At 60.6% G+C, this 13,862-nt stretch carries 9 protein-coding genes; 6 read left to right on the top strand and 3 right to left on the bottom strand.

Annotated elements, in window-relative coordinates; genetic code table 11:
• Positions 1 to 26: 26 nt before the first annotated feature.
• Both G442_RS0106270 and G442_RS0106265 read right to left on the bottom strand, forming a co-directional pair.
• Positions 27 to 641, bottom strand: a complete 615-nt coding sequence (locus G442_RS0106270) for a response regulator transcription factor (RefSeq protein WP_026397311.1) — start codon at positions 639 to 641, stop codon at positions 27 to 29.
• 2 nt (positions 642 to 643) lie between these two features.
• Positions 644 to 1,954, bottom strand: a complete 1,311-nt coding sequence (locus G442_RS0106265) for a sensor histidine kinase (protein WP_161628335.1) — start codon at positions 1,952 to 1,954, stop codon at positions 644 to 646.
• Between the two features lie 156 nt (positions 1,955 to 2,110).
• On the opposite strand from G442_RS0106265, the gene G442_RS0106260 reads away from it, so the two are divergent.
• Positions 2,111 to 4,474: a TonB-dependent receptor gene (locus G442_RS0106260; RefSeq protein WP_035376245.1), complete on the top strand. Its 2,364-nt coding sequence runs from the start codon at positions 2,111 to 2,113 to the stop codon at positions 4,472 to 4,474.
• 46 nt (positions 4,475 to 4,520) lie between these two features.
• Here G442_RS0106260 and G442_RS0106255 read toward each other — a convergent pair whose 3' ends face one another.
• A complete protein-coding gene (locus tag G442_RS0106255) occupies positions 4,521 to 5,378 on the bottom strand; it encodes a helix-turn-helix domain-containing protein (RefSeq protein WP_084440394.1) in 858 nt (285 codons plus the stop codon).
• A 754-nt stretch (positions 5,379 to 6,132) separates the two neighbouring features.
• Here G442_RS0106255 and G442_RS0106250 point away from each other — a divergent pair.
• From G442_RS0106250 to holA, 5 genes are all read left to right on the top strand, one after another.
• On the top strand, positions 6,133 to 8,331 hold the full coding sequence (locus tag G442_RS0106250) for a BTAD domain-containing putative transcriptional regulator (RefSeq protein ID WP_026397307.1): 2,199 nt from the start codon (positions 6,133 to 6,135) through the stop codon (positions 8,329 to 8,331).
• Positions 8,332 to 8,393: 62 nt separating this feature from the next.
• Positions 8,394 to 8,909, top strand: a complete 516-nt coding sequence (locus tag G442_RS0106245) for a DUF3576 domain-containing protein (RefSeq protein WP_051292012.1) — start codon at positions 8,394 to 8,396, stop codon at positions 8,907 to 8,909.
• Positions 8,910 to 9,031: 122 nt separating this feature from the next.
• Entirely contained in the window at positions 9,032 to 11,653 is a 2,622-nt protein-coding gene (gene leuS, locus G442_RS0106240; RefSeq protein ID WP_026397305.1) for a leucine--tRNA ligase, read from the top strand.
• A 30-nt stretch (positions 11,654 to 11,683) separates the two neighbouring features.
• Entirely contained in the window at positions 11,684 to 12,352 is a 669-nt protein-coding gene (locus G442_RS0106235) for a hypothetical protein (protein WP_246789346.1), read from the top strand.
• Between the two features lie 72 nt (positions 12,353 to 12,424).
• Positions 12,425 to 13,441 (top strand): DNA polymerase III subunit delta, encoded by a 1,017-nt coding sequence (holA, locus tag G442_RS0106230; protein WP_026397303.1) that lies wholly within the window; start codon positions 12,425 to 12,427, stop codon positions 13,439 to 13,441.
• The last annotated feature ends 421 nt before the right edge of the window (positions 13,442 to 13,862 follow it).

Raw genomic sequence — 13,862 nt, 5'->3', positions numbered from 1 at the left:
CAGACAGCCCGATCACCTTTTCTCTTTCAGTGTTCGGGCCTCGCCAACACCGCAAACCGCAACAGATCTGCGGTACTCGACACACCGAGTTTGGCCTTGATCAGGCTCATCGCATTCGCGACCGTCTTGTAACTGATGTCGACACACGCAGCGATTTCACTCAATGTCTTTCCCTCCGAAAGCAGACGTATCAGATCCAGATCGCGAGCCGTGAGCTTTCCGAAATCGCGGCCGAGAACGTCCGAATGCAAGGACAGTTGCTCCGCGATCGGCTTCTCGACGTAGATGCGCCCCTCGAAGGCCTGCTTCACCGCATGCAACAACTCACTCGCATCGATATTTTTCGATATATACCCGCAAGCTCCCGCATCCAGCGCACGACGCGCATAGATCGCCTCGGCATGCATGCTCAGCACCAGGCAGCGCAATCCCATATCGCGCAATCGGGTCAATAGCCACAAGCCGCCCGCTCCCGGGAGGCCCAAATCGACAATGACCAGATCCGGGCGATGGCGCCGCAGCCAGTCTAAAGCAGAGTTCTCATCTGAAGCTTCGAAAACCTGTGCGTTCAGAGACGCCGCCAGTAATTGCGCAAGCCCTGCGCGCACCACGGCATGATCGTCGACCAGCAGTATTTTCATAGTTACGCTCCGATCAGGGAAGTCGCTCTATCGTCCGGCACGGACAGTATCACAGTCCATCCGCTCCCCTGCCGGATTTCCAGACTTCCACCGACAATTTCCGCGCGGCGCTTCATTCCGAGCAGACCGAAGCCCGTCGACGAAGCCTGAACGCTCCCGTCGTCGTGAATCACGAGCCGCACCATGGAATTCTCTTTCACGACGGATACCGAGACCCGTTTCGGAGAACCATGACGAATTGCATTGCTCAAAGCCTCCTGAGCAACATGCGCAAGGACGCCCCGTGTCTCTTCATTAAGACTTTCTATGTCGCACTGGATGTTCACATCAATCGCAACAGACGGCGCGACCGCCTTCCAGAATAGCTTCATGTCCTCCAACGCAATGCGTAGCGGAACGTCGCAGGTCGGATTCCCATGGAGACGATCAAGCATTTCTCTTACAATCCGCTGCGCGGACCGCGTCGTCTCCTTCAAGGTTTTTATCTGGGCCGATGCGGTGTCGATCCGCCCTCCGACGAGGGAGTGCTCGATCGCCGCCGCGAACGTGTTTATGCCGAACAGAAGAGCTCCAACCTCGTCGTGAAGATCGCGAGCGAACGCCGCGCGCTCCTCCTCCGTGATACAGGCAAGCTGCTCCTGCAATCGAGCGTTCCGCTCGTCGGCATCACGCAAGGCTCGGGCCATGCGGTTGAACGCCGCCGCCGCTATGGACACTTCCTGTGGTCCCTGCTCGGAAAGAACAACACCAGCTTCGCCTTTTCCCAAGCGCGACAAGGCAGAGGTCAACGCGCCGAGCGGTCTCAATCCGTGGGAAACTATGGCGCCGCAAAGCCCGGCCATAAGGGCCGAAAGCGCGCCGACGACCACGATTTCCTGTAGAAAATCCGACCACCGCTCCGCTGCCTCATTCGTGGGATCGGCCGACAGATTGATTGTGCGCCCATCGCTCCCGACGGCGAGAAGAACATCGGGTATCTTCGGAGCGACAGTTCGTAAAAACCATGATGGAGGCGAGGATGACGCAAGAGGGCCAGCTTCGCACAGCACGCGCCCCTCTCGCGACGCCACACGCGCCGTCACATGGCGATTGTCCCTGAATATCGCGCATACCGACTGCGCCTCCCTCTCGTCCACCAGCGCTGGCGGGAGAACCGTGACCGCGTCCCGCGCGCCGCGTAACGCAGATGACAACTCGACACGCACTGAATGGGTCGCCCGCATCATTGCAATCATCGTGCCAAAGCTGAAGCAGACGACGCTCGCGGTGGCGACCGCCAACAGGAGCCTCTGACGGAGAGTCTGGATGGGCATACCGCGTCGTTCCTGAGCCGCCATATCAAACAGTCGTTCACAATTGCGGTAAAATTCTGAGATTTTCTTCTTCATCGGGAATTATTCCCGTCGACACGCACTGTGCCGACTGATGAGATGCAAGGCAACCAACATAGAAAAACAAGAACGACGATCATGCTCTCGAAGCTCTACCGACGCACCGAAACGAGATGGGGATTGTTCGCGGTCTGCCTCGGCTGTCCTGCGGTCGCATTCGCGCAAACCGCGACAACGACAACGACGTCCCCCGTCTATGCGCAGGATTCTGAGGACATCACCGTCATCGGCACGTCTCCCCTCCCCGGCTCCAGCATCGATCGCAACCGCCTGCCGGCACGTACATCCGTCCTGACCCAGAACTCTCTCTCGAGCGAAGGGACGCCAGACCTCCTGCACGCTCTCGACACACAGCTTGCGGGCGTGAGCCTGAACTACGCCTCTGGAAGCCCTTACCAGCCGACCGTCATGATGAACGGCTTTGAGGCGTCCCCGCTGCAGGGCGTGGCGCAGGGCGTTGCAGTTTACATGGACGGCATACGCTTCAATCAGGCGTTCGGCGACACGGTGAACTGGGATCTGATCCCTGATATGGCGATCAGCCGAGTGGCGGTCGAGGGATCAAACCCGGTGTTCGGCCTGAACGCGCTCGGCGGCGCGCTGAACATCAACATGAAAAACGGGTTCAATACGCGAGCGGGCGGCGAGGCCGATATGTCCGGCGGGTCGTTTGGAAAAATTCAGGCCGAAGGCGAATACGCCGGTCGCAGAGGCAACACCGCGTTCTACGTCGCTGCGCGTGAAGTGCATGAAGATGGGTGGCGCGACCTGCAAAGTTCCGACATCCAGTCTCTTTACGCGGATCTGGGTTGGAAAGACGAACGAACGGAAATCCACGGAAATCTGGATCTGGCCAACTCTGTTCTCAACGGTCCCGGAACTTCGCCCATCCAGTTGCTTCGCGCCGACCCCAAGGCGCAGTTCACGGCGCCGAATCTGATGGCGAACAAATTCATACAATTCGGCCTGAACGGCCGTCATGAATTCAGCCAACATCTTTCGATTCAGGGCCAAGCTTTTTATTCCTATTTCCAACAGCGCGTTTTGAACGGTAACGCCGCCAACGACACGCCATGCGACGATAGCGAAAACGCTGGCCTCCTCTGTTCCGACGACGACACGCCTTCCAGGACCGTCGGCGGCGGAACCATACCGGATTTTCTGAATGGCGGGATGTATTCGGAAATGGATCAGCAGACGACGAACACCAATAGTTATGGCGCGTCGCTGCAGGAGACCTTCACCCACAATATTTTCGGGTTCAAAAATCACGAAGTTGCGGGCGTCAGCTATAACGGCGCGCAGACCATGTTCTCCGCGACCAGCCTGATCGGCGGCCTTACGCCCTATACGCGCGTTTATTACGGCCCCGGCGTGGTCATCGACGAGCCGGGCGACAATGTTCCGGTCCGCGTTTCCGTAAGCGACACCTATGTCGGCGCATTCGTGGCCGACACGATCGACATTACGCCGCGCCTCTCACTTACTGGCTCCGCACGTTATAACTTTGCCGAAATTAACCTGCACGATCAGAACGGCGGCGACCTTTCGGGCAACCACGCCTACGGTCGCGTCAACCCAGCCGCCGGCCTCAGCTACCGGTTAACAGACTGGGCGAACATCTACGGCGGCTACTCGGAAGCCAACCGAGCGCCCACGCCGGCTGAACTGTCTTGCGCCGGCCCAGAAAATTCCTGCAGTCTGGCGAACTTTTTTGTCGGAGATCCCGACCTGAAACAGGTCGTGGCGCGTACGTATGAGGCCGGACTGCGTGGCAGGTTCCTGCTCAACAAAAAACATAACAGCCTGAGCTACGATCTTGGCCTGTTTCGCACAGACGCTGACAATGACATCGTCTTTATTAACAGCGAAACTCTCAATCGCGCATATTTCGCCAATATTGGCGGCACTCGCAGGCAGGGCGCGAAAGTTCATCTCTCGTTGCAACTTTCTCGGTGGTCAGCCTACCTGAACTACACATACACCAAGGCGACTTATAGAAGCAGCTTCACCGAGGACGCTGGCAGCAACCCCGCCGCAGACGCCGACGGAGACGTGACCGTGCGGCGGGGCAACCGGCTGCCGGGCATTCCCAGCAGCAAGCTGACCGGCGGCGTAGACATGCGCATCACATCAATCTGGACGGCCGGGTTCGACTTCGATCTACAGTCAGGTCAGTATCTCTACGGAGACGAGGCAAATCTCAACTCGAAGCTGCCGGGCTTCTTCGTGCTTAATTTTCATACCGCCGTGCAGGTTCTCCCGCACCTGCAAGTGTTTGGAAGCATCGCGAACCTGACCAACCGCCGCTATTATACATACGGCACGTTCTCGCCCACCAGCTCGGTCTATCTTGCTCAGGCGCCTAACGCGACCAACCCCCGCAGCTACAGCCCATCGGCGCCCATCGGCGGCTTTGGCGGAATCCGGGTGACGTTCTGATATGACGGGAACCCACCTTCACCGCAGGCGCTACGGGGCCTCAAGATCAGGGCGCTACGACGCTCGTCGAAGAATGACGCTTGATCTTACGGTGCAGGGTCGCGCGACTGATCCCCAGCTCCCTGGCGGCGGCGGACACGTTGCCGCCGCATCGTTTCAACATGCGTTGGATCGCAGCGTGCGCAGCGTGAGCAGGATTTTCATGCCCGGAAACGGAGAGAAGGTCGGGAAGGGTGACACCGCTGTCATTGCAGCACCGGAACATAACCCGCGCAGCCTTGTTCGCGCCAACAATCACCTCATCGTCGTCAAGGGCGAACAACGCCTGACCGTCGACCCCGAACGACACTATCCGCCGTTCGGAAAACAGCTCGCTGAACAGGCGTCGCTCGATGCGGCGGGCGGCGTCTTCCACGACGAGCGACAGCAGGGCTATGGCCCGCCCGTCGCTTTCCTGATCACAGATCGATATGTCGACGCCGCCAGCCACCCGCCCCTGCGGATCGTGAATGGGCGCCATCGTGCAACTGAGCGGCGTATTGCGCGTGTAAAAATGCTGATCGCGGTGAATCGTAAGGGCGCGATCCTCGGCCAGACAGGTTCCTATGCCGTTGGTGCCCTCATGCGCTTCGTCCCACAGCATCGCAGGCGTCAAACCCCATCTCGCAAACGTGTCCTCGTCTCCGACGTCACAACGTTTTTCGAGCGTGACGCCGTGTGGGTCCGTCAGGAGCACGCAGTATCCGGGCCGTCGAACAGCGAGGGCGAGTCGGTCGAGGACCGGCGCGCTAGCCAGCAGCAACGCGGCGTTTCGCTCTCTAACCTGATAGAACTCGCCCCCCGAAAGCTGGTTGGGAGGCCTTTGGGTATCGGGCTCAAGCCCGTAGTGCCGCAAGGAGCGCATCCAGGACGCCAAAAGAGCGGATCGGCCTGAGGCGGACTCATCCCTCAGCGAGTTATAAATCCGCTCGGCGTGTGGAACATCTTCCCGTCTACTGCTGTACGCGAGTGATTTGTCGATCACCACTCTACCCGCCCTGATTATTGTTTAGGCACTTTTTATTCTCAACGTGACGGTACGCTCATACAAAAACCGAATGCAATCTTTCTGCGCATCACAATTCCGAGGGGCGGTTTCACTGCCGAAAACGGCAAATTGGCTCAAAAGTTTCCGGTCAAAATAGCAGATTGGCGGTCATCACATCCCAATTAATATAAATAGGTTTCTATTATACTGAATTTGCATGGAAAATTCATATCGCCGCCCACAACGATGCAAGCGTAATCATTTATATCGACATAAAAATCGTGATCAGAGTCTCGTGCAGCGCAGGCGCAGAGACAAAAATTCATCCCCCGGCATACCTACGGCAAGTAAACGTCGACACAATTACCTGCCAACGCTGCAGAGAGAACGCTTCGGGCGACCTTTCATCCGCACACCTCGGGCATTTAGTATTTTTATCAATTTCGGCTATCTTGTGTCCTTAAGGCATGTTCATCTCTGCGAAACAATTTGACCGTAAGTTTTACGATGAAAGTATGTAGCTAATTCTGGTTTGAAACTTTATTAGGCGCATTGGACAACAAGGAAACACTTCAGGCGCTGATCGAGTATTCGAGACATCGCTCGTGCGTTGGCGAAAAGGTATTTGTTCATGGCTTTGTTTGACCTGGCCAAACCGGGATTGCGTAAATCTGACGCGGCCATCCTCAGGGTCGAACTTCTGGGGGCTACTGCGGCCCACATGCTTGACGGAACGACCATCACTCCAACAGGCGCGAAAACCAGAGGGCTTCTGGCTATTCTGGCGATGTCTGATCGACGGCCGGTATCCCGACGCGCTCTGGCGAATCTTTTATGGAGCAGACGCTCCGACGAGCAGGCGCGCGCCTCCCTTCGTCAGGAGATTCATCGGCTGGCCGATGCATTAAGCCCGCTAGGAGCAGATGTAATCGATGTCCAGCGCCATGCCCTGGCGCTCAAGCCGGTACTCACGACGGTCGACGTCGAACGCTATCTGAATGCGACTCCCCAAAATGTCCTCAAGCTGCCTGAGATCAGCGGAACTCTTCTGTCCGATCTCAGCAACGTGGACCCGGCTCTTGACGAGTGGCTGTCGCAGCAACGCACGCGACTGCATCAGCATCTTATCGCCACGTTCGAGCAGGCGATGCTCTATCAGTCCGATCCGGAACTGCGCCTCACCGCCGCGACCCGGGTCCTGAAATTCGACCGACTGAACGAAAACGCGTGGAAGACGGTCCTGCGCGAACTGGCGCGACGCAACGACGGCGGTAGCGCGCTGGTGGCCGCCGAAGAGTGCCTGTCTGCTTTTCGGGATGCCCTCGGCGCGGAGCCAGGCGCTGCGACCATGGCGATAATCTCAGATCTGAAGGCCGCGCGCGGCGGCTCGCCCCAGCCGCACTCCAGCCCGCTCGCGTCCGGCGCAAACGTCCCTTCAACCAACGCCGACTCCGCCTTATCGACCCCTACGCCGCCTTACGTAGCGTCGATCGCCTTTACGTCAGCCAAGCCCCGCCAAGACAACGACGACTTACGGGAGGTGTCCGAAGATATCGCGGAGTCGATCGCGACCGGTCTCGCCCAGTTTTCCCTTCTGGGCGTGGTGCCGCCCAATGCGAACGACGGCCCCACGCCTCACGCAAACTCAGCGAGGGAATCAAAACGACAAGATGCGTCCGACGCGGATTTCCTTGTCGAACACCGTTTACAGCTGGCGTCCACGACCGCGAGCGCACCCGATGGCACGCTTCGACTGCTCGTGCGCGTGACCGATCGGCGGCGAGGCGGCGTCATCGTTTGGGCGACGCGAGTCGATTTCGCTCAAAGCGCCATCGACTCCTACGTGAGCGGCATAGTCACCGAGATAGTATGGCGCGTCGCGTTGGCCGAGGCGAGAAGCGTGGCAAGCCGTACTGCCGACGAGTTGCAACCCCTTCAAGCCGGACTCCGCGCGCTAGCGCTTATGACGAGAGGCGATCCTTCGGTTTATACCGAAGCCAGCAATCTGTTGCACCATGCGTTGCTGCATGAGCCGGACCACCCGTTTCTGCTGCTGGTGTCAGGCTTGACGTCTTTGCTTCAGTCTTGCGAGCAATGGGACACTGTACGCGAGCAAAGCCTCAAACGCGGTGTGGAAGTCACGCGCCGACTGCTTCAGGTTGCGCCCGACAGCATTAGCGGCAAAATGCTTCTTGGCCGCCTGCTCCTGACTATGTCCAGGGAACAGACTTACGGGCTGGCGCTGCTTGAGGAACTGACGTCGAAAGCTGCTGGCGTCGATCTGGTCGCTATCGGGGAAGCTTATCGGCGCCTAGCGCAGGGGCAGTTTGCCGAAGCCTTCGAGGTTATGGCCGAGTTTCAGACCCGCCATGCGACCCACCCCTTCACCGAGCTCGTTGACAGCGATATCCTCCTGATCGACCTGTTGGCTGGGCGCTTTCAGGAAGCCGCGTCCTGGGCGCGGGCGCGCTTGAGCGTTACGCCGACACGAACGTCGCTCCTGTTGCTGCATCTCGCTGCGCTTGCGAGCCTCAACGCGACTGGCGGCGCCGCGAATTCCGACGAGATGCAAGACGTCACGGAACGCCTGTTCCTTATCAAGCCGGATATCTGCATAAATGCAGCGGTCAGACGGTACACGCACCTGCCTGAGGCGGCTCGCAGTTTCCTGAAAGAGGCCCTTCAGGGCAGTGGCCTCCCGATGGGCCTGGATCTGCCTGGGTTGACTCAATCGGATGCGGCCGACTCCAGGGTGCTTGGCGGCGTGACGGCTACAGGATATGAAGGCCCCTCACAGGCTGGCGCCGTCGTGCCTCAACAGATGCGGTAAGTTCCCTCGCAGACGAGGCGGTGACGCTTGGCAAGTCAGGCTACAGGAGTCGCAGCATCACCATGCCCACCACTCGGACGCTTTCGACCAGGATCACCGACCTTTCTCGACTCCTGATCGCAGGCGCGGCTGCGCTCGCGCTGCCATTGGCGGGCTGCTCACAGGGCGACAAGGCCAGCGATTTGACCGCACCCCGCAATCACCTGCTGACCGAAGATCGTGGCGCCACGGGCGGCGACGATCAACTCGGAGGCGGGGTGAACGCCTATCTCTGGCGCGGCGCGCTCGATACCCTGTCGTTTATGCCGATATCCTCGGCCGACGCCGTAGGCGGCTTCATACTCACCGACTGGTACGCCCCGCCCGGAGCGCATGGCGAGCGCTTCAAGATCACAGCCTATGTTCTGGACAAGCGCCTTCGTTCCGACGCGCTGCGTGTGAGCGTTTTCCGGCAAATATTTCAGGACGGGGCGTGGACCGACACCCCGGCGGCAGCGAACACGGCCTCTGACATCACGTCAAAAATTCTTGCTCGCGCGCGTCAGTTACGCGCTGCGAACGGCGGCCACGACGACTGACGTCTGAGCGTGACGCCTGTCAGGCGTCGCTCGAACTCTTAACTATTGCGCGATTGCGTATCGCCCGACACAACGCCGCTCAAGTCTGCGCTTGTCGGCCTCGCCTTCTGGACTGATTGCACATGACTGCCCACGACACGCCTGCGACCTATGACTTCCACGCCGTGGAGCCGCGCTGGCAGGCGCGATGGGAAAGCGACGGGGTCTTTGCGGTTCCCGATACGCCTCCGGCCGACAAGCCCAAATACTATGTACTTGAGATGTTCCCCTACCCGTCGGGTCAACTCCACATGGGGCATGTCCGCAACTACGCACTCGGCGACGTTGTGGCGCGCTATAAACGCGCCCGCGGTTACGCTGTGCTGCATCCGATGGGTTGGGACGCCTTCGGACTTCCTGCCGAGAACGCTGCACGGGAGCGCGGAGTGCATCCCCGGCAATGGACGCTCGACAACATCGCCGCCATGCGCGGGACGCTGCAACGACTGGGTTTCTCGCTGAACTGGGATCGCGAGATCGCCACCTGCCTGCCGGAATATTATGGCAAGCAGCAGAAGCTGTTCCTCGATTTCCTGGCGGCAGGCCTTGTTGATCGCCGCGAGTCCTGGGTCAACTGGGATCCCGTGGACGAAACGGTGCTGGCGAACGAGCAGGTGATCGACGGCAAGGGCTGGCGTTCCGGCGCGCCGATCGAGAAGAAGCAGCTTTCCCAGTGGTTCATGCGCATCACGAAGTTCGCACCCGACCTTCTTGCTGGCCTGAACTCTCTCGACCGCTGGCCCGAGCGCGTCCGGCTGATGCAGGAGCGCTGGATCGGTCGATCCGAGGGCGCGCGCCTGCGCTTCTCCCTTGCCCAGCCTCCGGCGGATTTCGACGAAAATCTTGATTCGGTGGAAGTCTTCACGACCCGCCCCGAAACCCTCTTCGGCATGTCCTTTCTCGCGCTCGCGCCTGATCACCCGCTCGCCGCGAAGGTGGCCGAGCGCAACCCCGCCGCAGCCGACTTTATCGCAGAGTGCCGCCGCCTCGGCACCTCGGTTGAAGCCGTTGAAAAGGCGGAGAAGCGCGGTTTCGACACGGGCTTGCGCGTACGCCACCCCTTCCTGCCGGACCAGAGCTTCCCTGTCTGGATCGCGAATTTCGTACTGATGGACTACGGCGCAGGCGCCCTGTTCGGCTGCCCCTGCGGCGATCAGCGCGATTATGATTTCGCCCGCAAATACGATTTGGCCATCCCGCTCGTGGTCCTGCCCCCCGGTGAAAACGCGAGCGACTGGACAGCGGACAAAGGACCCTGGACCGGAGAGGGCTCCTTGATCAATTCAGGCTTCCTCGACGGCCTGAGCTGTGAAGCCGGGCGGACGGAAGCCATCGCGCGCCTCGAAGGCCTCGGCGTCGGAACCGGCGTGGTCAACTGGCGTCTGCGCGACTGGGGCGTTTCACGCCAACGTTACTGGGGTTGCCCCATCCCGGTCATTCACTGTGCGGATTGCGGCCCGGTCCCCGTTCCTGACGAACAACTGCCGGTAGTTCTGCCGGAGGACGTCACCTTCGACCGCCCTGGCAACCCGCTGGACCATCACCCGACCTGGAAGCACGTCGCCTGCCCGAAATGCGGCAAACCCGCGACACGCGAAACCGACACTTTCGACACGTTCGTCGACAGCTCCTGGTATTTCGCGCGCTTCACCGCGCCGCACGCCGCAACCCCGACCGTCCGGCCGGCTGCGGACGGCTGGCTCGCCGTGGACCAGTATATCGGCGGCATCGAGCACGCGATCCTGCACCTGCTCTATGCGCGCTTCTTTACCCGCGCGATGCGTGAAACCGGACATCTGGACGTGAGCGAGCCGTTCGCCGGGCTGTTCACACAGGGGATGGTCAACCACGAGAGCTATCGGGACGCCAAGGGCGGCTGGCTCTATCCGGAGGAAGTGCGCCGCACGGGCTCGGGCGCGTTCCACGCTGAGACCGGGGAAGAGGTCACCGTCGGCCGCGTCGAGAAAATGTCGAAATCGAAGCGCAACACCGTTGCGCCCGTGTCGATCATCGAACGCTTCGGCGCCGACACCGCACGGTGGTTCGTGCTGTCCGACAGCCCGCCCGAACGCGATATGGAATGGACCGAGGCTGGCGTCGCAGGCGCCGCGCGTTTCGTCCAGCGCCTCTACCGCATCGTCCGCACCGTTGCCGCTGAATGCCCAACCGACACGTTAGAGCAGACCGGGGATATCCCTGCGGCTGTGGACGCGCTGCGCCGCGCGACGCACCGCACGATCGCCGCAGTGACCGAAGCGCTCGAAGCGTTCACAGTCAACGTGGCTGTCGCCCGCCTGCACGAACTGACTTCTGCACTGGCCGAAGCCGAACGCGCAGATGACGAGCCGGGCATGGCCTTCGCCCGCCGCGAAGCCGCGCGCACGCTGGCTTTGCTCTGCGCGCCGATGACGCCGCATCTTGGCGAAGAGCTGCTGTCACTGCTTGAACCGAGCGGCGCGCTCGCCGCGCAACGCCCGTGGCCAACGCCTGAGCCAGCATTACTAGCCGTCACTCAAATCAAGCTTGCGGTGCAGATCATGGGCAAGCTGCGCGGAACCATCGACGCGGAACCGGACGAGGATGGCGCTGCCGTGTTAGCGCGCGCTGAAGCAGAGCCCAACGTGGCGCGGTTGCTGGAAGGCAAGAAGATCGTGAAGCGCATTCACGTTCCGAATAGGATCGTGAACTTCGTGGTGGCGGGTTAACCGGTGGCAAGCCGCATACGATCGAGAGCGTTGACTGCGCTGATCCTCGGCGCAACAAGTCTCCCGCTCCCGGCGTGCGGTTTTCACCCGCTCTACGAGACTTCTGCAGGTCATATCGACGTTCAGGAGAAGCTCAAGCAGGTTTATGTCGCCGGCATTTCCGACCGGTTCGGGCAAGTGCTGCGTCTGGCCCTGCAGCAGCAGATGAGCGGCGCCGGGCCGGAAAACCCGACCGGCTACACGCTCAAAGTGAACGGCTACATGGCGCAAGAGTCCATCGACATCCATGCCGACAACACCTCCGGTCGCACACGCGCCACCGGCCACGCGCATTGGCAGCTCTGGACCGTCGGCTTGGCGCCGAAGTTTCTGGCCGAGGGTGACGCCACCACGCTCGATGGCATGAACAACACCTTCGAAGAATATTTTGCCCAGAGCCTGAATACGGAAACGCTGCAAAACCGTGTCGCCAGAACGCTGGCTGACATCGTGACGCAGCAGGTCGCCATATGGTTCGAAACCCACGCTCCGGCGCCCGTCGCTCAGAAACGTCGGCCAGTTTATTATCAAATGCCGAACGCGATCCCGAACTCCAGCCAGCAGCAGCCCGTTCAGGGCGTCGGCGAAGACGGATTGCCCGCACTTGCGACGGGGCGCACCGATCCGAACGCGGACGAGAACGACCCTGACATGCAATGACCCGCGCACACGCGGTCGGCCCGGATCAACGCAACGACGCTGGCAGAGAGTTCGCGAGAGGTCCGCGGCATGGTGAAGATTGACGCCCGCGCGCTAGGCCGGGTCCTCCACTCCCCGTCCGACTGGCGGGCCATATTGCTCCACGGCGAGGACGCCGGGCTGATACGCGAATACGCGGCGAACATGACGCGCGCCGTCGCCGGCTCGCTCGACGATCCGTTCCGTGTCGCCACACTCTCCAAAGAGAGCCACGAACGGCTCGAGGAAGAAGCGACCGCCCTGTCCCTGGATGGGGGACGCCGCGTCGTTTGGGTTCGGGATGCGACAGACGCTCTGGCGGCCCCTCTCGGCAACCTGCTTGAGGCGACCGCAGAGAGCCTGATCATCGTCGAAGGCGGGGTCCTCGCTGCGCGCTCGAAGCTGCGCGCCCTGGTGGAAAACGCGCCGAGCGCGGCCTCCATTGGTTGCTACCCCGAAGAAGGGCGCGCCCTTGAGGCCTCCGTGTCACGGATGTTTCAGGAGCAGGGAGTCGCAATCGACGGGGACGCTCTGGCGTGGCTCACAGCGCATCTCGGCCCTGATCGCGTCAGCGTGCGCGGTGAGGTCGAGAAACTGACGCTCTACGCCGGAGCAGAACGCACACTCTCGCTGCACGACGTGCAGCAATGCGCTGGGGACTCTGGCTCATCTTCCATGGAGGACGCGGTTTTCGCCGCTATGGAAGGCGACCGCGCCAGTTCCGATTTCGCGCTCGAACGCGCGTTGGAAGAAGGCGCAAGCCCGGTCGCGATAGCGCGCGTTATGCTCTCGCATATCGGACGGCTTCGCTTGATCCGAGCCACGATGGAGCAGGGCCGCAATCGCGCCGACGCCATAAAGACGCTACGGCCCCCGGTGTTTTTCAAACGCGCGCCCAGCTTCAACCGAGCTCTCGACGTCTGGTCCCTGGACGGACTGTCTGAAATCGCGCGCCGAACGCAGGAATTCGAACTTTCCTGCAAGCAGACCGGAGCGATGGACACGCTGCTGTGCCGCCGCCATCTCGCGGCCGTAGCCGCACGGGCGGCCAGCGGAGCACGTCGCCGCTGAAATCTTCCGTGTTCAGGAAGAGTGGTTTGAACGAACCCGCACAAGGGGAAAAGCAATAGCCTCGACCGCTTCGCATAAGCGGCGTTTGGCCAGAGTGCAGGAAAGCTGCTCAGTTCCGATCATAAATATCTCGGTTTCAGCACGACGTTTGAAGCCGTATAAGTCCGACACACGAACCACTGAAATAGGTATTCGTTCCCACCCAGAACGGATTCACCCTGCCTGCCGCCACCCACCCGAGTCAGAGAGACGGTTTTCGGAACACCTCTCATCCAAGCACTCGAAAAGACCGCGAGTCGGGTATTTTTTGCGGAAATTTGAAAGAAACCCGTATCGCCGACTTCGTTCGCGACGATCGATTGATCGTGCGCGCAACCGGCCGACCACGACAACCTTCCCTTACGGAATTCTCGAAAAAACA

It is taken from the genome of Acetobacter nitrogenifigens DSM 23921 = NBRC 105050 (genome assembly GCF_000429165.1).
Lineage (GTDB): Bacteria > Pseudomonadota > Alphaproteobacteria > Acetobacterales > Acetobacteraceae > Acetobacter > Acetobacter nitrogenifigens.
The sequence above is the reverse complement of the archived record's forward strand: the minus strand, read 5'-3'. Positions and strand labels throughout refer to the sequence as shown.